This window comes from Streptomyces sp. NPDC030838 (genome assembly GCF_055572035.1).
Genome location: NZ_JBVIED010000003.1, coordinates 260,581 through 281,039, shown reverse-complemented (window position 1 = coordinate 281,039; position 20,459 = coordinate 260,581). Strand labels below are relative to the sequence as shown.

At 73.9% G+C, this 20,459-nt stretch carries 17 protein-coding genes; 9 read left to right on the top strand and 8 right to left on the bottom strand.

Going from position 1 to position 20,459, the window contains the following annotated elements; genetic code table 11:
• Positions 1–21 precede the first annotated feature (21 nt).
• From ACZ42A_RS11750 to ACZ42A_RS11730, 5 genes are all read right to left on the bottom strand, one after another.
• Positions 22–780: an SDR family oxidoreductase gene (locus tag ACZ42A_RS11750; RefSeq protein ID WP_468527007.1), complete on the bottom strand. Its 759-nt coding sequence runs from the start codon at positions 778–780 to the stop codon at positions 22–24.
• Between the two features lie 31 nt (positions 781–811).
• Positions 812–1,171 (bottom strand): cupin domain-containing protein, encoded by a 360-nt coding sequence (locus tag ACZ42A_RS11745; protein WP_468527006.1) that lies wholly within the window; start codon positions 1,169–1,171, stop codon positions 812–814.
• A gap of 116 nt (positions 1,172–1,287) precedes the next feature.
• Positions 1,288–2,547 (bottom strand): diaminobutyrate--2-oxoglutarate transaminase, encoded by a 1,260-nt coding sequence (gene ectB, locus ACZ42A_RS11740; RefSeq protein ID WP_468527005.1) that lies wholly within the window; start codon positions 2,545–2,547, stop codon positions 1,288–1,290.
• A 26-nt stretch (positions 2,548–2,573) separates the two neighbouring features.
• On the bottom strand, positions 2,574–3,890 hold the full coding sequence (locus ACZ42A_RS11735) for a lysine N(6)-hydroxylase/L-ornithine N(5)-oxygenase family protein (protein WP_468527004.1): 1,317 nt from the start codon (positions 3,888–3,890) through the stop codon (positions 2,574–2,576).
• 24 nt (positions 3,891–3,914) lie between these two features.
• The gene (locus ACZ42A_RS11730) at positions 3,915–5,858 is read right to left on the bottom strand and encodes a class I tRNA ligase family protein (protein ID WP_468527287.1); all 1,944 of its coding nucleotides are present in this window, start codon (positions 5,856–5,858) and stop codon (positions 3,915–3,917) included.
• A 155-nt stretch (positions 5,859–6,013) separates the two neighbouring features.
• On the opposite strand from ACZ42A_RS11730, the gene ACZ42A_RS11725 reads away from it, so the two are divergent.
• From ACZ42A_RS11725 to ACZ42A_RS11685, 9 genes are all read left to right on the top strand, one after another.
• A complete protein-coding gene (locus tag ACZ42A_RS11725; RefSeq protein WP_468527003.1) occupies positions 6,014–6,865 on the top strand; it encodes a GNAT family N-acetyltransferase in 852 nt (283 codons plus the stop codon).
• A 7-nt stretch (positions 6,866–6,872) separates the two neighbouring features.
• A complete protein-coding gene (locus ACZ42A_RS11720) occupies positions 6,873–8,795 on the top strand; it encodes an FAD/NAD(P)-binding protein (RefSeq protein WP_468527002.1) in 1,923 nt (640 codons plus the stop codon).
• A 112-nt stretch (positions 8,796–8,907) separates the two neighbouring features.
• Positions 8,908–9,924 carry an SIS domain-containing protein gene (locus ACZ42A_RS11715; protein WP_468527001.1) on the top strand — a complete coding sequence of 339 codons (1,017 nt, stop codon included), beginning with the start codon at positions 8,908–8,910 and terminating at the stop codon, positions 9,922–9,924.
• Positions 9,921–11,258: a hypothetical protein gene (locus tag ACZ42A_RS11710; protein WP_468527000.1), complete on the top strand. Its 1,338-nt coding sequence runs from the start codon at positions 9,921–9,923 to the stop codon at positions 11,256–11,258. Before ACZ42A_RS11715 ends, ACZ42A_RS11710 begins: the two co-directional genes overlap by 4 nt.
• Before the next feature lie 104 nt (positions 11,259–11,362).
• Positions 11,363–12,448, top strand: coding sequence for a GNAT family N-acetyltransferase (locus ACZ42A_RS11705; RefSeq protein WP_468526999.1), 1,086 nt, complete (start codon positions 11,363–11,365; stop codon positions 12,446–12,448).
• A gap of 30 nt (positions 12,449–12,478) precedes the next feature.
• Positions 12,479–13,741, top strand: a complete 1,263-nt coding sequence (locus ACZ42A_RS11700) for an ATP-grasp domain-containing protein (protein WP_468526998.1) — start codon at positions 12,479–12,481, stop codon at positions 13,739–13,741.
• Positions 13,735–14,967, top strand: a complete 1,233-nt coding sequence (locus tag ACZ42A_RS11695; RefSeq protein WP_468526997.1) for an MFS transporter — start codon at positions 13,735–13,737, stop codon at positions 14,965–14,967. The genes ACZ42A_RS11700 and ACZ42A_RS11695 overlap by 7 nt, the downstream gene beginning before the upstream one ends.
• A 16-nt stretch (positions 14,968–14,983) precedes the next feature.
• Positions 14,984–16,480, top strand: coding sequence for a TldD/PmbA family protein (locus ACZ42A_RS11690; protein ID WP_468526996.1), 1,497 nt, complete (start codon positions 14,984–14,986; stop codon positions 16,478–16,480).
• A gap of 42 nt (positions 16,481–16,522) precedes the next feature.
• The gene (locus ACZ42A_RS11685) at positions 16,523–17,956 is read left to right on the top strand and encodes a metallopeptidase TldD-related protein (RefSeq protein ID WP_468526995.1); all 1,434 of its coding nucleotides are present in this window, start codon (positions 16,523–16,525) and stop codon (positions 17,954–17,956) included.
• Between the two features lie 24 nt (positions 17,957–17,980).
• On the opposite strand, the gene ACZ42A_RS11680 is transcribed toward ACZ42A_RS11685, so the two are convergent.
• From ACZ42A_RS11680 to ACZ42A_RS11670, 3 genes are all read right to left on the bottom strand, one after another.
• Positions 17,981–18,955 carry a helix-turn-helix transcriptional regulator gene (locus tag ACZ42A_RS11680; protein WP_468526994.1) on the bottom strand — a complete coding sequence of 325 codons (975 nt, stop codon included), beginning with the start codon at positions 18,953–18,955 and terminating at the stop codon, positions 17,981–17,983.
• Positions 18,956–19,116: 161 nt separating this feature from the next.
• Positions 19,117–20,211: a fatty acid desaturase gene (locus ACZ42A_RS11675; protein ID WP_468526993.1), complete on the bottom strand. Its 1,095-nt coding sequence runs from the start codon at positions 20,209–20,211 to the stop codon at positions 19,117–19,119.
• Between the two features lie 5 nt (positions 20,212–20,216).
• Positions 20,217–20,348 (bottom strand): hypothetical protein, encoded by a 132-nt coding sequence (locus tag ACZ42A_RS11670; protein WP_468526992.1) that lies wholly within the window; start codon positions 20,346–20,348, stop codon positions 20,217–20,219.
• Between the last annotated feature and the right edge of the window lie 111 nt (positions 20,349–20,459).

Genomic DNA, 20,459 nt, shown 5'->3' with positions numbered 1-20,459 from the left:
GACGTGGATGCGGAGAGTGGGTCACGGTTGTCTGTGCACCTTGTGCTGGGCGGCCTGGGCGCGCGGGCGGACCACGAGCAGGTCGACGTTCACATGCGGCGGGCGGGTCACGGCCCAGCCGATCGTGTCCGCCACGTCCTCGGCGGTGAGCGGGTCCGGGACGCCCGCGTAGACGGCGGCGGCCTTGCCGGCGTCGCCGCGGAAGCGGTTCACGGCGAACTCGTCGGTGCGGACCATGCCGGGCGCGATCTCCAGGACCCGCACGGGCGCACCGCACAGCTCCAGGCGCAGGGTCCCGGCGAGGGCGTGCGCGCCGTGCTTGGCGGCGACATAACCGCCGCCGCCCTCGTACGCGGTGAACGCCGCGGTCGACGAGAGCACGACCACCGTGCCCTCGGCGGCGGTCAGCGCGGGCAGCAGCGCCTGGGTGACATGGAGCGTGCCGAGGACGTTGACCTCGAACATCGCCCGCCAGTCGGCAGGGTCGGCGTCGGCGACGGACTCGGCGCCGATCGCCCCGCCCGCGTTGTTCACCAGGACGTCGACCCGGTCCAGGGACGCGGCGAACGCGCGGACGGCGTCCTGGTCGGTGATGTCGAGGGGGCGGACCGTGGCGCTGCCGCCGGCCGTCTCTATCTCCTTGGCGACGACTTCCAGGCGGTCGGCGCGGCGGCCGGTGAGGACCACGTGGTGGCCTTCGGCGGCCAGGCGCCGCGCGGTGGCGGCACCGATGCCGCTGCCGGCGCCGGTGACCACGGCGGTCGGGGTGGTGCTGGGCATGAGGGGCTCCTGAACGGACGGATGGTGATGGTCAGTTCGCCGAGTCGACGACGAACACCTTGCGGAGGGTCTCGGTGACCTCCCAGAGCGTGCGGTCGCCGGTCCGGAAGGCGGCGACGGCACCGGGGGAGAGGGTCAGCTCCGGCCCTCCCTCGACGCGGACGCGGGCGTGGCCGCGCAGCACGACGAGGGTCTCGTTGCGGGGGAAGTTCCACGTGAAACGTCCCGGCTCGCACTCCCAGACGCCGCGTACGACGGCCCGGTCCTCGGCGGCCCACAGCACGGCGGTGCTCATCCGCGGGTCGCCGTCCAGGACGTCGCCGGGGAAGCCGCCGGAGTCGGGGGTGAGGTCCACGTCCTCGACGAGGACGGAGAAGGGGACGGTGGTCATGACAGGGGGCTCCTGAGGGGCGTGAAGGGCGTGAAGGGCGTACGGCTCGGGCGGCCAGAGCCAGGCGGGCAGGTCGCTGGGGTCCGGGCGGCCGGTGGCGGAGGGGTGCGGGCGGTTCACGCCGCCAGCGGGATCCGGACGGCCGGGGACGTCACCGCCGCCACCGACTCCTCCAGCAGCGTCAGGCCCTCCTCCAGCTCCGCGTCCGACACGGTCAGCGGCGGCAGCAGCTTGACCACCTCGCCGCGGGCGCCGGAGGTCTCCACGAGCAGGCCCCGCTCGAAGGCGGCGTGACTGACCCGTCCGGCGAGCGCCGGGTCGTCGAACTCCACACCCCACACCAGGCCCCGGCCCCGCACCCGGGCGCCGGGCAGCTCGCGCAGCCGGTCCCCGACCTGCTCGGCGCGCCGCAGGGTGCGCTGCTCCAGGGCACCGTCCCGCCAGTACTCGCGCAGGGCGGCGGCCGCGGTGACGAAGGCCAGGTTGTGGCCGCGGAAGGTGCCGTTGTGCTCGCCGGGCGCCCAGACGTCCAGCTCGGGGCGGAACAGGGTGAGGGCGAGCGGGAGGCCGTAGCCGCTGAGCGCCTTGGACAGGCAGACGATGTCCGGGACCACGCCCGACGCCTCGAAGCTGAAGAACTGCCCGGTGCGTCCGCAGCCCATCTGGACGTCGTCGACGATCAGCAGCATGCCGTGCCGGCGGCACACCCGGGCCAGCTCGCCCAGCCACTCGGCGGACGCCACCTGCACACCGCCCTCGCCCTGCACCGTCTCGACGATCACCGCGGCGGGCCGGTCCAGGCCGCTGTTGCCGCTGGTCAGCATGGCGTCGAGAAGGGCGGGCCCGTTGACCGTGCCGCCCGCGAACCCGTCGTACGGCAGCCGGTGGACATGGCCGAGACCCACCCCGGCACCCGCCCGCTTGGCCTCGTTGCCGGTGACCGCGAGGGAGCCCAGCGACATGCCGTGGAAGGCGCCGGTGAACGCCACCACGGTCTGCCGGCCGGTGACCTTGCGGGCCAGCTTCAGCGCGGCCTCCACGGTGTTGGTGCCGGTCGGGCCGGGGAACTGCACCCGGTAGTCCAGGCCGCGCGGGGCGAGGACGTGCTGCTGGAGGGCGCGCAGGAAGTCGGTGCGGGCGGCGGTGAACAGGTCGAGGCTGTGGGTGATGCCGTCGTCCTCCAGGTACGCCAGCAGCGCCTTCTTCAACGGGGCCGGGTTGTGGCCGTAGTTGAGGGTGCCCGCCCCGGCGAAGAAGTCCAGGTACGAGCGTCCGCGCGCGTCCGTCACGCGGGAGCCGCGGGCGTGGGTGAACAGGGTGGGCCAGTCGCGGCTGTAGCTGCGGACTTCCGATTCCGGCGCGACGTCCGGGTACATGGGGTCTCTCCTAGGGGTACGTCGGTTCAGGCCGCGATCGGGAGCGGGGTGCCGGTGACGGTCGCGGAGGCGAGATCGCTCAGGGCGCCGGCAAGGGTGGCGGCGCGCAGCGACAGCAGGCTGAAGGAGCCCGCGTCGCCGATGCCGTGCGAGGACTCGCACAGGCCGTTCAGGAACAGCGGCGGGGTGTCCGCGCCGGACACGGGCTCGGCCAGGTACTCGGCGGAGACCCGGAGATGACCGTCGGCGTCGTAGGCGAACCGGTCGGCGATGCCGGCCACCACGCGCGGGAAGCGGTCCTGCCGCTCGCCGGGGCCGAGATCGCGGAAGCCGGTGGCGAGGACGACCAGGTCGGCGCGGTCCTCCTCGATCTCGCCGGTCACCGTCTCGCGGGCGGTCAGGCGGACGCCGTCCGGACCGGGCAGGGCCTCGGTGAGGTGCCGGTTGCCGAGGACGCGGATGCGGGGGTCGCCGTCGAGGCGCTGCTCGTACATCTTCACGTACAGCTCGCGCAGCACGTCGCCGTCGGCCGCTGAGTAGTTCGTCGGGCGCATATAGGCGTCGAGGGCGCGCTTGGCGTCCCGGGAGGCCCGGTAGTAGTACTCGGTGAACTGCGGGAAGTAGCCCTCCTCGCTGAACGGGCTGGTGTCCTTCTCGCGCAGCGAGTGCGAGCGCGACCACACGGTGATCCGCGCGTCCGGGAAGCGGTGCGAGAGGTCCAGGGTCAGCTCGACCGCGCTCTGGCTGCCGCCGACGACCGCGATACGGCGCGGGGTCTCCGGCAGCGCCTCCAGGGTGGGCAGGAAGCGGGTGAGGTGGCAGACGCGCGGGTCGTCCACCGTGTCGAAGGGAGCGGGGACGTACGGGGCGCGGCCGGTGCCGACGACGAGAGTGCGGGCGTGGCGGCGTCGGCCGTCGGCGGAGGTCACCTCGTAGAGCGGGCCGTCCTCGCCGGGAACGACGCTCACCTCGGTCACCTGGGTGTCGTATTCCACCAGATCCGCGAAATGCCCGGCGACCCAGTCGATGTACTGGGCGTATTCCTTGCGCAGCGGGAATTCCGTCGGAAGGTTGAGATGGTCGAGGAGCCGGCCGTGCTCGAAAAGGAAGTTGACGAAGCTGTAGCGGCTGCGCGGATTCCGTAGGGAGACGAGATCGCGGACCGGGTGGTTCTGGATGTCGGAGCCGGGCAGCATCATTCCGCTCTGCCACGGGGTGTGCGCCGGGGAGGATTCCAGGAACAGCGCGTCGAGGCCCGCCTCCTCCTCTTCCAGCGCGATGGCGAGCGCCAGGTTCGCGGGGCCGAAACCGATACCGATGAGGTCGTGTATGTGGCTGGTCATGTCTTTTCCTAGGCGGCTGGACGACTAGACGGCTGCGGGGAATTCGGGGGTGGTGCCGGACGGCAGGAACGTCCACGCCGCCTCGCGCTCCGGTACGGCGGGCAGGCCCAGCCAGCTCTGCACCCGCTCGGCGAGGTGCGGCAGCACCGGCCAGGCGAGCGCGGCGAACACCTTCGCGGCCAGGTACTCCAGGGCGAGGCTGGTGCGGGTCTCCTCGGCCTGCGAGCGGATGCCGCGCAGCGGCTCCTCGGTGGCCCGGAACTCCTCGGCGCGTGCCACCAGCCCGTCGAGCAGGCGGATGTAGCCGCGCGCGGAGAACGCGGCGGGCAGCAGCAGCCCGTCCAGCTCCTGGGTGACGGACTGCAGGTAGCGGTAGAACTCGCGCTGCGCGTCCGTCCACGCGCCGGTGCCCGGCACCTGCTGCCCGTACCGCTTGGCCAGGTCGGCGAAGTCGCCCAGCCAGGCGCGGGCCGCCCGGTAGAGCGGGTCGTCGCCGCAGGCCTCGGCGGTGGCGCGGGACATGCTGGTCTCGCGGCCCTCGGGCGCGGCGCGCAGCAGCGCGAGGCGCACGGCGTCCGGGTCGGAGCCGGCGAGCGCGTCGTCCGCCCACACGGCGTGGCCGCGGCTGGTGGAGAACTTGGCGCCGTCCAGCTGGAGGAACCGGTTCGTCACGTACGACGTCGGCAGGTACTCCTCGGTGCCGGTGGCGAAGGCCAGCGCGGGCAGCAGCACGGCGTAGAAGAAGCCGTTGTCCAGGCCGAGGAAGAGCGCCGTGTCGGCGGGGCCGTGCTCGGCGGTCTCCGCGCGGTTGGCGTCCAGGAAGGTCAGGGCCAGGTCCGCCCAGGGGTCGAGGCGCTGTGCCGGGTCGTCGCCGACGGGCACGCCCCAGTCGGTGGTGCGGGTGAGGCGGTACGGCGGCAGGCCGCGCGGGTCGTCGAGCAGCCGCTCCACGACGTCCCGCAGGTCCGGCGAGAGGGCGGTGCGGGCCAGGTGGGCGCGCAGCCGCTCGGCGAACCGCCCGAGGTCCAGCCACAGGCCGGTCTCCTCGCGCTCGGAGGCGGCGGCGCCGCAGATCCGGCAGTGCGGGTCCAGCAGCTCACGGGCCTGGTTGGGGCGGGCGCAGGCCTCGCAGATCTCGCCGTCGCTGCTCTCCCGGCAGCTGGGGCAGGTGCCGCGGGCGAACGCCTGGAACAGGGTGAGGTCGCAGTCGGCGCAGTACGCGGTGGGCTCGGTGCGCGCGGAGACCGCCGGGGACGCGGCCAGCTGCTCGAACCACTCCCGCATCCGCTCCGCGTGCCCGGCGTCGCCGCCGGGGCGGGTGGTGCGGGCGAGGTCGACACCGGCCGCGCGGAGGGTGCGCACGATCCGGTCGCCCTGCTCGCCTGCGACGGCGGCGGGGGTGCTGCCGGTGAGGCGGGCCGCGGCGGCGACGTAGGACTGGTGGTCGTCGGTGCCGGTGACATACCGCGCCGGGCGGCCCATCGAGCGCAGGGCGCGGGCGAACAGGTCCGCGCGGACGTACGGTCCGGCCAGGTGGCCGAGGTGCAGTCCGCCGTTGGGGGTGGGCGGCGGGCAGAACACGCGAACGGACTGCGGGAGTTGCCCGCGTGCGGGAAGCTCTTCCAGCGCCTTCGCGGCGGCCTGCGGATTGTCCCAGTAGACCGACACCAGGTCGAAGGGCTCGTCGGACTCGTTCCGGATCTCGTGGAAGGTGAACGGCGTCAGATAAACGGCGTCGCCCTTTCTCAGCGTGCGTTCCTCCTCGCCGAGCACCACCACGGCCTCGCCGCCGAGCACGAAGAAGATTTCCCCGTCCTGGTGGGAATGCCGCTTGGAGGTGCTGCGGCCCGGAACGCTGCCGAAGACCGAACCGAAAGGAAGTCCGGGAATGTCTTCGCCGCTCAGCAGGGACTGCAGATGCATTTCGTAGGACCAGGTCATCAGGTCCCGGTCGAACCGTCGCGTCATCACCCGACGAGCATGACCGCACGACCGTCCCGCCGAGAAGGCGAACAGGCGGCCAAATGCTGCCGTGACCCCTGGCGGACAGCTCGCCGGGCGCCCGGCGGAAATACGGGCTGGCATCGTGAGGGCGGTCCGTCACCCAGTTCGAAAGGGGACCCATGAGTGACCCGCTGTCGCCGATCCGCCGCCTGACCCCGGACGACATACCGGAGTGCGTCGCCCTGGCCGTCGACCGCGGCTGGCCCGCCGAACCGCGCCGCTGGGCGCTGCTGCTGGACATCGGCGAGGGCTGGGGCGTCACCGCCCCCGACGGTTCGCTGATCGCGACGATCGTCCTCACCCGCCACGGCAGGGTCGGCGCCGCCGGCATGCTGCTGGTGGCGTCCACGCACGAGCGCCGCGGTCTGGGACGCCGCCTGATGGAGCATCTGCTGCGCGAGGCGGAGTCGCTGGACAGCGTGTTCCTGTACGGGACGCCCGCCGGGCGGCGGCTGTACGAGCGGCTGGGCTACCGCGTGGTGCGCGAAGTCGCCAACCACATCGGCCGGTTCGCCCCGCCGGGCGTGTCGTACGGCGTCGAGACCGAGCCACTGCCTCCGGGCGCCGTCGGCGAACTGCACGCCCTGGACCTCGACGTCCTCGGCTTCGACCGGGCCCGGCTGCTCAAGGCGCTCCCGGACTTCGCCGAGCGTCTGCGGGTCGTCCGGGAGCCCGGATTGGGTCACGTCATCGCCTACGCCGCCGCCTGGCCCAACGCGGGCCGCCTCGCCGTAGGCCCGGTCGTCGCCCCCGACCCGCGTACGGCGCAGGCACTGATCACCGACCTGGTGGCGGGGGAGTCCCGGCCCGTCCGCCTGGAGTGCGCGCTCGACGCCGGTCCGGAGCTGCGGGACTGGGCGGTGGCGCGCGGACTGGCCGAGGTGGACCGCTGCACGGTGATGGTGCGCGGCCGGGACCTGCCGACCGACGCCGCGCGCATGGTCGCGCCGTTCATGCAGACGGTGGGGTGAGCCGCCGATGACCCACCGCATCGCCGTGATCGGTACCGGCCCGCGCGGCCTCGCCGTCCTCGAACGCCTGGCGGTCCGCCTGGCCGAACGACCGCCCGGACATCGCGTGAAGATCCACGCCTACGACGACCACGCGCCCGGCCCCGGCCGGATCTGGCGCCCCGACCAGTCCCCGCTCCTGCTGATGAACACCCCGGCGGGCGACGTCACCCTGTTCTCCGGCCCGGCCGACGGCGGCCCCGCCCGCCCCGGCGCCGGACCCACCCTCGCCGAGTGGTGGCAGGCCGAGGAGCCCGGCGTCGGCGGTCCCGGGGCGTACGCGCCGCGTCGGCTGTACGGGAGGTACCTGGAGTTCGTGCTCGACGCGATACGGCGGCACCTGCCGCCCGGCGTCGAACTGCGTCCCGTCCGCGCCCGCGTCGAACGACTGCGGCGGGCTCCCGGCGGCGGCTGGACCCTCCACCTCGCCGACGGCCGCCGCCACCCAGCCGACCGGGTCCTGCTCAGCACCGGCCACAGCCGCCCCCGCCCCGGCCGCACCGCCCGCGAGCACGCCGCCTTCGCCGCCGCGCACGGGCTGGCGTACGTCCCCGCCGACTCCGCCGCCGACATGGCGCTGGACACCGTCCCGGCGGGTGCGCCGGTCGGGGTGATCGGTCTCGGGATGGCCTTCTACGACGTGATGGCGCTGTTCACGGAGGGCCGCGGGGGCCGGTTCGAGCCGCGGCCGGACGGATCCCTGCGCTATCTGCCCAGCGGGGCGGAGCCGGTGCTGGTCGCCGGGTCCCGCAGCGGGGTCCCGATGCCCGCCCGCGGAGTCCACCAGAAGCGGCCCGACTACGTCTACCGGCCACGGCTGTTCACCCTCGACCGCGTGACCGCGCTGCGAGCGCGCGGCCCGATCGACTTCGCCCGGGACCTGCTGCCGTGGCTGCGGGCCGAGCTGGGGCTGGTGCACCACGCGACCGCGCTGCGGGCGGGTGCCGGGTTCACGGACGCGGCGCTGCGCGCGGCCGCCGGCTTCACCGAGGCGGCCGTCCGCGCCGCCCTCGCCACCCCCGAGGCACCCCACCTCGCCGTCGCCCGGGAAGCCGTACGGCACGGTCTCGGCGACGCCCGGCCCGTCGACCTGACCGCCTGGGCGCGGCCGTTCGCCGACGCCCGATTCGCCGGCCGGGACGCTTACGGGCAGGCGCTCGCCGCCTACCTGGAGGAGGACCTGGAACGGTCGGTGCGCGGCAACGTCGACGACCCGGTGAAGGCCGCCGTCGAGCTGCTGCGGGTGGTGCGCGGGGTGCTGCGCGCCGCCGTGGACGGCTCCGGGCTGACCCCGCGCTCCCACGAGGAGGACTTCCTCGGGCACTTCGCACCCGTCTGCGCGCAACTGTCCAGCGGGCCACCGGTGTTCCGGGTCCGGCAGGTGCTCGCGCTGCTGCGGGCCGGAGTGCTGCGCGTCCCGGGGCCCGGCACCCGCTTCGGCACCGACCCGGACGCCGGATGCTTCACCGCCTGGTCTCCGCAGGTCGACGAGGCCCCGCTGCGGCTGGCCGGGCTGATCGACGCCCGGGTGCCCGCGCCGGACGTACGCCGGGACGCCTCGCCGCTGATCCAGGACCTGTACGCGCGCGGCACCCTCACCGGCTACGCCAACGGCGGCTTCGACACCGGGGGAGTGGCGGTCACCGGCGCCGCCTGCCACCCGGTCGACGCGCGCGGCGAGGCCGTCCCCGACCTGTATGTGGCGGGCATCCCGCTGGAAGGGCCGCGCTGGTTCACCCAGGTCGGCAGCGGACGGGCGGGCTCCGTGTGGAGCGACTTCACCCGGGACGCCGACGCGGTGGCGATGTCCCTCGCCGAGGCCGAAGCCGAGGCCGAAGCCCAAGCCGTAGCCGTAGCCGTGGAGGCCGGGCGCCCGGCGGTCGCCGCGTAGGCAGCGTGCGGTCAGGGCCGTATGCGGTCACCCGGCGGCGTGGACAGGTCCCGTCCGCCGTCCGCAGGATCGAAAACGGCCCGACCGGCAACCCCAGGATGGAGCAAGAGAGTTGAGCAGTACCGAGTTCGACCAGCACGTGGCCGAGCAGCCGGACGTCGTCGAGGGACTCCTCGGCCTCACCGGACTGCCCCGGCTCGACCCCGGGCGTCCGCTCGTCCTGGCGGGCATCGGCACCTCGCTGCACGCCTGCCGGGTCGCCGCCACCTGGGTGCGACGGCTGACCGGCGGCCGGGTGCGGCCGGTCGCCCTGGACGCCCACGATCTCGCCCTCACCGAGTCGCTGACCGCCCGCGACCAGGTCGTGGTGGTCAGCCACCGGGGCACCAAGCGCTACCCCAACGAGGTGCTGCGCCAGGCCCGGGAGGCGGGCGCGCTCACCGTCTGCGTCACCGGCCAGGGCCCCGCCGAGCCCGAGGCGGACGTGGTGCTGCGCACCAGCCACCAGGAGCGGGCCAGCACCCACAGCGTCTCCTACACGGCGTCCCTCACCGTCCTCGGCCGGCTGGTCTGCGCGCTGCTCGGCGACGAGGCGAAGGAGCTGGACGAGGCCCTGCGCGCCGCCCCCGAGGCGATGCGCCGCACCCTCGCCCTGCCGCTCGCGCCGGGCGCGGTGGACCGGCTGGTGGACTCCGCGCCGCACCCGGTGCTGATCGCCGGCACCGGCCTGGACGCGATCACCGCCGACGAGGCCGCCCTGAAGATCAAGGAGGGCACGTATCGCTGGACGGAGGGCCTGCACACCGAGTTCGCCCTGCACGGCACGCCCGCCGTGTTCGCCCCCACCACGGTCGCCTACCTGATCCGCCCCGCCGCCCCCGACGGCGGCCGCACCGACGACCTCGCGGGCTATCTGCGCACCCTGGGCGCGCCCGTGCTGGTCAGCGGCACCGACACGGACGCCGACCTGCCCTTCGCGGACGTGCCGGAACTGGCCCGCCCGCTGGTGAGCGTGCTGCCCTTCCACCGGCTCGTCTCGGCCGCCGCCGCCCGCCTCGGCGCCAGCCCCGACCTGACCCATCTGGAGGCCGAGCCGTGGACGTCGGCGGCGAAGCAGGTGCGGCTGTGAGCCTCACGACCACCGCCCTCGCCCCGACCACCGCCCCGCGCACCGACGTCGTCACCGACGCCTACCTGCGCACCGAGGCCCTGCGCGATGCCGTGCGCACGGCGCCGTACCCGCCCGTCTTCCGGGACTGCTGGGGCGCGCGCATGCTGGACCGGCCGCTGTTCGCGCCGGAGGCCGAACTGCACGGGTTCGCCCGGGACCTGAGCGACTTCATCGGCATCCTGGAGTCCGTCCCGGACCGCCTCTTCGACGGCGACCTCGGCCGCTACTGCGACTTCGTCGGCATCGAACCGGTCCGCGCCGCCGTGCTGCGCCGCTTCCACCTCGGCTCCCTGGTGCGCTACGGTCGCGCCGACGCCTACCACGACGGCACGGGCTTCCGCCTGCTGGAGATCAACATGGCCAGCAACCTCGGCGGCACCGACCGCTCCGAGATGCAGCGGGCCCTGCTCCAGGTCCCCGCGTTCCGGGCCTTCGCCGACGAACACGGCCTCGGCTACGTCCACACCGGCGAGCGGATCAAGGAGACCCTGCTCGCCCGCTCCCGCCCCGGCGCCCACCGCTACGCCGTCGTCTGCGGCCGTACGGGACTCGCCAAGTACGGCCACCTCCTGCGCGGCTTCACGGAGATGATGTCCCGCCTCGGCCTCGACTTCCGGCTCGGCGAACTCGACCAGGTCACCGAGCGCGGCGGCCGGGTCCTGCTCGACGGCGCCGAGATCGACGTCGTCCTGCGGTTCTTCAACGTCGACGACGTGTGCTGGGACTCCACCACCACCGCCCGCGCCGACATCCTCTTCCGCGCCCACGAGGAGGGGCGGCTGCTCCTCTGGTCGCCGATCAACGGCTCCCTGTTCTCCAACAAGGGCGCCCTCGCGCTGCTCTCCGACCCGGCGTTCCGGCACGCCCTCACCGCCGAGGAGGCCGCCGTCGTCGCCCGGGTGCTGCCGGAGACGTTCCTGCTCACCGCGGACACCGTCGAACGCTGCCGGGCCGAGCGCGCCGAGCTGATCCTCAAACCGCTGCGGGACTTCGGCGGGCGGGGCATCGTCGCGGGCTGGAAGCTCGACGACCGGGAGTGGCGCACCGTACTCGACGAGAGCGTGCGGCGGCACTACGTCGTCCAGCGCAGGGTCGTGCCCTGCGCGGAGCCGGTGGCCGACCCGGACACCGGCGAGCCACGGGACTGGCACGCCGTGTGGGGCGTGTTCTTCACGCCGGACGGCTACGCGGGCACCGACGTGCGCGCCGCCCCCGCCGGCCACAGCACGGTCATCAACTACGGGGCCAATCCGCACGTGCGGACGGGCTGCGCGTTCACCTACCCGTCGTAGCGCACCTGCCCGCCGTGGAGCGGTACGGCCTGTTCCGGACGTGTCCCCACCAGGACAGCGAACACCGTGGACCCCGCTCGGCGCCCCCGGAGAGGATCACAGCCATGAGCCTGCACGAGTACTCCCGCGCGGCCGACCTGCCCCGCGAGGCCTGGGCGGAGCTGCTGCGTCCCGAGGACCTGTTCCTGGGCGACCGCTGGCTGGAGGTCGCCGAGCGCACCGCCGGCTGCCCCATGCGCTATCTGCTCCTGGAGCGGGACGGCGAGACCGTCGCCGGGCTCGCCACCGCGCTGGCCGACCACACCGCGCCCTGGGTGCTGGGGCGGCCGGACACCATGCTGGTGACGGCAGCGAAGGACGGCCGGGACGGCGCCGCCGAGCTGCTGGCGGCGCTGCCCGGACCGGCCGCCGACAGCCTGCTGCCCACGCTGGTGTGCGGCGGCCGGCACATGGGCCGCAGCCGGGTGCCGCGCCGCCCGGACACCGGCCGCGCGGAGGTCGAGGCGCTGGTCGCGCGGGCCGAGGAACTCGCCGCCGAGCAGGGCGCCCGCTCGGTCGCGTTCCCCTTCGTGGAGGACGGCGACACCGCGCTGCGGGAGGTGTTGCGCGAGCGCGGCTACCGGGTGCACGAGGCGGGCCGCTACAGCTCCCTGACCGTGGACGCGGGCGGCTTCGACACTTACCTGGAGCGGCTGTCGTCGTCCAAGCGCCGCCGCCGGGTGCTCGCCGAGCGCCGCCGGATCGCCGCCGCGGGCGTCGAACTGCGCCTCGCCCCGCTGGCCGCGGAGCTGATCCCCCGGCTCGCCGAGCTGGAGGAGCAGCTGATGGGCAAGTACGGCGTCACCTGGACCGCCGCCCAGACCGAGCAGGTGCTGCGGGAGATGCTGGCGGCGTACGGCACCGACGCCCAGGTCGTGCTCGCCGAGGCCGAGGGCGAGATCCGCGGCTTCGCCACCCTGCTGCACTTCCGCGGCCACTGGTACGCCCGCCAGACCGGCTTCGACTACGACTACCAGCAGCGCCACAACCTGGCCCTCTACTTCGAGACCGTCTACTACTTCCCGGTCGAGGCCGCCGCCCGGCTCGGCATCGAGGCCATCCACTACGGCCTGGGCAGCGAGGAGGCCAAGGCGTCCCGGGGCTGCGCCGCCGAGACCCACCACGCCCACCTGTTGGCCCTCACCCCCTGACCACGAGCACCGCAAGGACGTCCACCACCCATGCCTGCCGGAAATGTCATCGCCGTCGTCGAGACCGGCCGCGGCGAGTACGGCCTCCAGCCCCTGCTGCGCGCCCGCGACCTGGGCCTGCGCCCGGTGCTGGTCACCGACGACCTCAGCCGCTACGCCGTCGACGACGACTCCCGCGCCCTCATCGAGGCCACGGTCCACGCGATTTTGCCCGCCGACACCCGCGACAGCGCCTCCGTCGCCGAGGCCCTGCGCCCGCTGCGGGACAGCGGCGACCTGTGCGGGATCCTCGCCGTCATCGACTACTACGTCCCGGTCGTCGCCGAGGCCGCCCACGCCCTGGGCCTGCCCGGCCTCGACCCGGCGGCCGCCCACGCGGCCCGCAACAAGCTGCGCACCCGCGAGATCTGCGCCGAACTCGGCGTGCCCGTCCCGAAGTTCGTCCGCGCCGGCTCCCGCGAGGAGGCCGCCGAGGCCGCCGCGACCGTCGGTCTGCCGTGTGTGGTGAAGCCGCTCACCGAGGCCGCCAGCATCGGCGTACGGCTGTGCCGGACCGCGGACGAGGTGGTCGCGCACTACGCCGAACTCACCGCGACCGACACCGACATGCGCGGCATGCGCAAGCCGGGCGGCGTCCTCGTCGAGGAGTACCTGACCGGGTTCGAGGTGAGCGTCGAGACCTTCACCACCGAACAGGGCCCGCGGGTCGTCGGCGTGACCGACAAGTCCCTCGCCCCGCACCCCTACTTCGTGGAGACCGGCGAGACCTTCCCGACCCAGCTGCCCGCCGCCGTGCGCGACGAGGCCGCTCAGACCGCGCTCGACGCGCTGAAGGCGATCGGTCACGACTTCGGCGCCGCGCACGTCGAGATCAAGATGACGGCGGCCGGTCCGCGCCTCGTCGAGATCAACGCCCGGATGGGCGGCGCCCAGATCGGCCGCGTCATCCAGGAGGCGACGGGCCTCGACCTCCTCGCCGAGGTCATCAAGCTGCACGCCGGACAGCGCCCCGACCTCACCACCACCCGCTCCGGCGCCGCCGCCTCCCGCTATCTGACGGCGGCCGACGACGGCACTCTGCGCGGCTTCTCCGGCCGCGAGCTGGTGGACCGGCTGCCGGGCGTGCTCACGGTCGACCTGTACGCCCGCCCCGGCGCCGGGGTCCGCCGGGCCCGCAGCAACGCCGACGTCCTCGGCCACCTCGTGGTGCGCGCCGACACCCCCAGCGAGGCGGCCCGCTGGGCGGACACCGCCGCCCTCATGCTCACCGCCGACGTGGACACACGGTGCTGAGCGGCCTCAGGGCGTCCCTGCCGACCGGCCGGGGCGCCCCCTGGTTCGCCGCCGCGACCTTGGCCAACGCGGTCGGGATGGGCGTCTACTACCCCTTCTCGCTGCTCTTCTTCGACTCGGTCCTGGACGCCTCCCTCACCGCCATCGGCACCGCCCTCACCGTCGCCGCGCTGATCGCGCTGCCGCTGATGCCCGCGATCGGACGGCTCATCGACCGGTGGGGTCCCAAGCGGGTGCTGTGCGCCAGTACGGCGGTCAGGGCGGCGGCGTTCGCCGCTTACCCGCTGGTCGACTCGCTTCCCGCGTTCGTCGCGCTCAGCGTGCCGGTGGCGCTCGCCATGCGCACCGAGCAGGCCGCGACGCCGGTGCTGGCCACCGTCCTCGCCGAGGGCGGCGGGGACAGCGGGGGCGCGCCGGGGCGCTGGCTGGCGCTGTCCCGGGCCATGTTCAACGCCGGGTTCGGCCTGGGCGCGGTCGCGGCCGGGCTGGTGGTGACGGCCGACCAGGACGTGCTGGTCAAGGTCGGCGCGGCCAACGCGGTGTGCATCGCGGCCGCCGCCGCGCTGTACCTCGCCCTGCCGGGCGGGCGGGGCCGGCCCGTCGAGCAACCCGCCGTACGGTCCGGTAAGCCGTGGCGGGACCGGCCGTTCCGGGTGGTCGTGGCGGCCGGCGCCGGACTGTGGATCATCGCGGTCGGTCTTGAGACGGCGCTGCCCGTGCACCTGGTGCGCGAGGGCGCGACCCCCGCCTGGACGGTCAGCGTCCTGTTCGCCCTGAACACCGTGCTGCTCGCGCTGTTCCAGGTGCCGGTCGCGCACCGCGTGGAGCACGTCCGCCCCGCCACGCTGGCCGCCGTGGGCGCCGCCCTGCACATCGCGCTGCCGGCCGCGCTGGTCGTCGCGGACGCGCTGCCGCGGGCGGCGGCGGTCGCGGTGCTGGTGCTCGCCATGACGGTGTACACGCTGGGCGAACTGATCGCCTCGCAGGCGGTGCTGACCCTGCTCACCGGCATCGCCCCGGAGCAGCGGCGCGGCGCGTACCTCGCCTTCAACCAGATGTTCGTGGGCCTCGCGAACGCCCTGACCCCGCTGCTGGTGACGGTGACGCTGGACCGGTCGGCGAACGGCCTGTGGACGCTGTTCACGCTGTGCGCCCTGGGCATCGCGGGGCTGATGACGGCCTCGGGCCGGACCCTGCCGAGCCTGCGGCCGGTCCGGACGACGTAGGAGACGAGAGCGCACGATGGGCAGGGACCTCGCCCCGGACTTCACCCGCGTCCCGTACCACCGGCTGGCCGACGCGGCACTGACCCGCGCCGCCGAACTGGGCGTGGCACACGCGGACTTCCGCTACGAGCGGGTCCGCGACGCCTCCTGGCGGCTGCGGGACGCCCGCCCGGCCGGCGCGTCGGACACCGTGACCGCCGGATACGCGGTACGCGTCCTCCACCACGGCGTCCACGGCTTCGCCGCCGCCGCCGACACGACCGTCGACGCCGCCGTGTCCGCCGTACGCCGGGCCGTCCGCGCGGCGGAGAGGGCCGCCACCCTCAGCCCGGCCCGGGTCACCCCGGCCCCGGAGCCCCCGCACGGCGAGCGGACCTGGATCGCCCCCTACGAGACCGACCCCTTCGAGATCCCCGCGGACGAGACGACGGCCCTCCTCGCCGACTACAGCGACCGTCTCCTCTCCGCCCCCGGCGTCCGCCACGCCGACGCCGCCCTCCAGGCCGTACGGGAGAGCAAGTTCTACGCCGACACCACCGGCACCCGCGTCACCCAGCAACGCGTCCGCGTCCTCCCGGAGTTCACCGCGCACGCCCCCGACCTGCGCACCGGCGAACTCGTCTCCCTGCGCACCACCGCCCCGTCCACCGGTCGCGGCTGGGAATACCTGACCGGCACCGGCTGGGACTGGGACACGGAACTCGCCGGACTGCCTGGCCTGCTGGCGGAAAAGGCGGCGGCCCCCGAGGTGGTCCCTGACACCTACGACCTCGTCATCGATCCCACCAACCTCTGGCTCACCCTCCACGAGACCGTCGGCCACGCGACCGAACTCGACCGCGCCCTCGGCCACGAGGCGTCCTTCGCGGGCACCTCCTTCGCCACCCCCGACCTCCTCGGCAGCCTCCAGTACGGCTCCCCGCTGATGCACGTCACCGCCGACCGCACCACCCCGCACGGCCTCGCCACCGTCGCCTACGACGACGAGGGCGTCGCCGCCCAGCGCTGGGACCTGATCCGCGACGGCGTCCTCACCGGCTACCAGACCGACCGCACCACCGCCGCCCGCGCCGGCCTGCCCCGCTCCGGCGGCTGCGCCTACGCCGGGTCGTACGACGGCATCCCCCTGCAGCGCATGCCGAACGTCTCCCTGGCCCCCGCCCCCGACGGCCCCGACACGGCGGGCCTGATCTCCCAGGTCGAGGACGGCCTGTACGTCGTCGGCGACGACTCCTGGTCCATCGACACCCGGCGCCTGAACTTCCAGTTCACCGCCCAGCGCGTCCACCGCATCCGCTCCGGCCGCCTGACCGGCCAGGTCCGAGGCGCCGCCTACCAGTCCACGACGACCGGCTTCTGGCGTTCCCTCGCCGCGCTCGGCGGGCCGCGGACCCATCTCCTCTGCGGTGCCTTCCACTGCGGCAAGGGTCAGCCCGTCCAGGTCGCCCCGGCCGGCCACGGCTGCCCGTCCGCCCTGTTCCGCCGGGTGCCGGTGCTCTCCGCCCGTACATGAGTGCCCGTACATGAGTGCCCGTACATGAGGAAGTCCCCGCCCATGACCCCCGACGACATCGCCGACCTCGCCCTCGCCCGCTCTCGCGCCACCCACTGCACGGTCGTCGTCGACGACACCGCCGCCGCCTGGCTGCGCTGGTCCGGCCACGACCTCACCGCCAACGGCGAGAGCACCGGCCGCAGGGTGACCGTCGTGGCAGCGCTGCAACGCCCCGGCGGCACAGCCGTCGGCACGTACACGGCCCCGGCCGACACCCCCGCCGACGTGGCGGAGGCGGTCCACACGGCCGAGTCGATGGCGTCCCGCGCGACCCCCGTCCCGGACCTGCCGCCCCCGCTGGGACCCACGGGTTCCGGCACCCACCTCACCCGAGCCACCAGCTCCGCCGACCTCTCGGAGGCCGCCCGCGCCCACGCCCTAGGCGCCGCCTGGCCCGCCCCCGAGCCCCACCCCCACCTCCCCCTCGACACCCTCACCGCCCTCCGCCACCCGGCCCTCTCCGGCTACACCCGCCACCACCTCACGGCCACCCTCCTCGCCACCTCCACCGGTCTGCGCCGCCGGCATCTCCAGCCGACCGCCACCCTGGAGCTCTGTGCCCGGGACGGCGTCCGCTCGGCGTGGGCGGCGTACGCGGCGCGGGACTTCGCGGAGGTGGACGCGGGCGCCCTGGAGGCGGCGACCGCCGGTGTGCTCGCCCGGCGGCTGCCCCGCCGTACCCTCCCGCCCGGCCGTTACGAGGTGCTGCTGCCGCCCGCCGCGGTCGCCGACCTGATGATCACGGCGTACCGGGCGCTGGGCGCCGAGGACGCGGCGCAGGGCCGTACGGTCTTCGGCCGCCCCGGCGGCGGCACCCGGCTCGGCGAGCGACTGGCCGGCCTTCCGCTGACCCTGCGCGGCGACCCGGCCGAACCCGGCCTGGAGTGCGGCCCGTTCGTGCTGTCGCGCGGTGAGGTGTCCGACGTGTTCGGCGGTGCGGCGGGCGCGGGGAGCAGCCCCGCCGACAACGGCCTGCCGCTCGGCCCGGTCGACTGGATCCGCGACGGCGTCCTGACCTCGCTGCTCACCAGCCGCCGCGACGCGACGGCGCTGGGCCTGCCGGTGCGCCCGGCCGTCGGCAACCTGGTCCTCGACGGCGGCCCGCACGCCAGGACCCTCTCCGACATGGTCCGCGACACCCGCCGGGGCCTCCTGCTGACCTGCCTCTGGTACATGCGCCCGACGGACGCGGCCACCCTCACGCTCACCGGCCTCACCCGCGACGGCGTCTACCTCGTCGAGGACGGCGAGATCACCGCCGAGGCGGACGACGTACGGTTCGCCGAGTCCCCCGTCTCCCTGCTGGCCCGCGCCACCGAGGCGGGGCGCACCGAGCGGACGCTGGGCCGCGAGTTCGGCATGCACTTCCCGCGTACGGCGATGCCGCCCCTGCGTGTCCCGGACTTCCGGGTGACAGGAACGGCACCTCGATAGGCAGGCCCCGTGGAGCGGCCGTGCTCAGAGCCAGCCGCGCCGGCTGGCCAGCACCCCCGCCTGGAAGCGGCTGCCCGCCCCCAGCCGGTCGGTCAGTTCGGCGATCCTGCGGCGCACGGTGCGCTGGGAGACGCCGAGCTGGCGGCCCGCCGCCTCGTCCGTGAGGCCCTTGGCGAGCAGCCGCAGCAGCTCCTTCTCGGCGGGTGTGAGTTCGTCGTCGTCGGCTTCCTGCGGACGCCCGCCGAAGGGCGCGCCGGCGTCCCAGTACTGCTCGAAAAGGGCGAGCAGCGCGGACAACATGCCGGTGCCGGTCACCACCAGCGCGCCGGCGCCGCGTTCCTCGGGGTCGACGGGCAGCAGAGCGGTCTCCCGGTCGAAGATGAGCAGGGTGAGCGGGAGCACCGGGGTGGTGCGGATCTCGGCGCCGTTGTCGGTGAGCCAGCGCACGTGGTCGCGGGTCGGCGGATGGTTGCGGATGCTCTCCAGGTAGAGGCCGCGCATGACGACGCCCCGGTCGAGCGCCGCCCGGTCGGTGGCGCGCCCGGCCTCCAGGGCCTCGGCCTCGTAGGAGCCCGCGTTGAAGGAGATGATCTCCAGCGAGCTGCGGCAGACCAGTTCCTCGATCCGGGTGCGGATGGCGTCGATGCCCTCAAGCCGCTGGACGCCGTTGTCGCCGGGAACGTAGCCGACGGTGGTGTACTCCGAGACCAGCCGGGCCAGCGAGGCGCGGCTGCGCTCCAGTTCCTGCCGTTGGCGCAGCAGCCGCTCCTCCTGGTCGGCGAGGAGCGCTCCCACGGCCACTTCCGGGCTGATGGGCAGCAGCAGGTCGGCGTCCTCCCAGGAACGCCGGATCAGGGAGAGGTCCGTGAGCCGGGAGATGGCGTCCCGGATGGCGGCCTCGTCCGCGTCGAGCTCGGTGACCAGTTCGTGGATCCGCCCCCCGGCCGTACGAAGAATGAGTCGGTAGACCGACTCCTCAAACTCACCCAGCCCCAGCACATGTCCCCCCGAGTAAAGATGATCATGACGTGCGGCCGGGGCGACTATATTCGTAGCTTGGCATAGCCATGCAAATGTGTCTCAGGTAGTGGATCGGGGACGCCCGGTAATCGGGCGCCCCCGTCACATCCGCAGGGTTCCTTCGGATTTCGTGGTCTTCGTCAGGCGGCCCGCAGCAGCTGCTCCTCCTCGGCGGCCGGCACCGTCGGCGCGTGCCGTTCCCCGAGTCCCCGGATGATCTGCCGGATCGCGGACTCCTGCCCCTGCGGACCCTTGGTGAACAGTCCGCCCATCCGCGCGTCCCACGCCGCGTACTCCGGGTCCTGGAGGCGCAGCTGGTGCACCTTGCGGATGTTCCAGTACGGCGTACGGGTGTCGAGGTGGTGGTCCAGGTGGAAGTTCTCGCGGTGCATCGCGGTGAGGAACCGCTCCAGACCACGGCTCTTGCGGTTGCGCGTCATGTAGAGGTTGACGCTGTGGTCCCGCACCAGCGGGGTGTGTTCCGCCAGTTCGATGTACCAGCTGACGATCTGGAAGGTGGTCAGATACGGCACCAGCCAGAACAGCGCGAACTCCACGAGCAATCCGCCCCAGGCGAGTCCGCCGAGCGCGGCCGCCCAGAACACGGCGAACGCGATGGTGTCGCGCCGCGCCTTGACCCGGTAGTCGGCGCGCAGCTCCTCCTCCGCCGCAGAACCGTTCCTGCCGCCACCGAGCCGGTTGACGACCAGGTACTTCAGCACGGACAGCGTGCGTGAGCCGAGCGCCGGCAGCACCACCAGCCGCATCCAGCGCTGGCGGGTGGTCAGCCCCTCCTCGTAGACGCCCTGCTCGATGAAGAAGACCAGATCCGGGTCCACGTCCGGCCGCCCCAGCTTGGGGTGATGGGTGGCCACGTGCGACTTCTTGTACGAGTAGTGCGTCTGGAAGATGGGATACGCCGACAGGACGGTGCCCAGGACCAGGTTGAGGGCGCGGTTGGCGGCGAGGATGCCGTGCGCGCTCTCGTGCAGCAGGGTCGCCAGGGCCCGCATCCGGGATCCCACCACGACCAGGGTCAGCGGGTAGAACCAGTAGGAGACGCCGGCGCTCAGCCAGATGGCGGCCGTGATCCAGAAGGCGTCGGAGAGGAATCCGAGGATGCCGTGCCAGTTGTCGAGCCGGTTGAGTTCCCGGACGCGTTCCTGTATCTCGCGGCTGAAGCGGTAGGGCTTGTAGCGGCCCTCCGCGACGGCCCATTGGGTGGTGGTCTCCACTCGGGTCACCACTCGGTGATCAGCACCGAACCGCCGGCCGCGCCGCCGTTCTCGGTGGCGGAGGCGGCACCCGCGCCGAGCGCGACGACGGCCAGGGTGGTCACCAGGGTGAGAACCGAACGACGGACGAAACGCATGGGGATTCCTTCTCTCAAGAGAGGTGGGTGAATTTCTCGTGAACCGGCGGGCGTTGATCGCCGTCCCGCTCGCTGGAGAAGATCTTGCCGACGCGCAACGCCCGGAGAAAG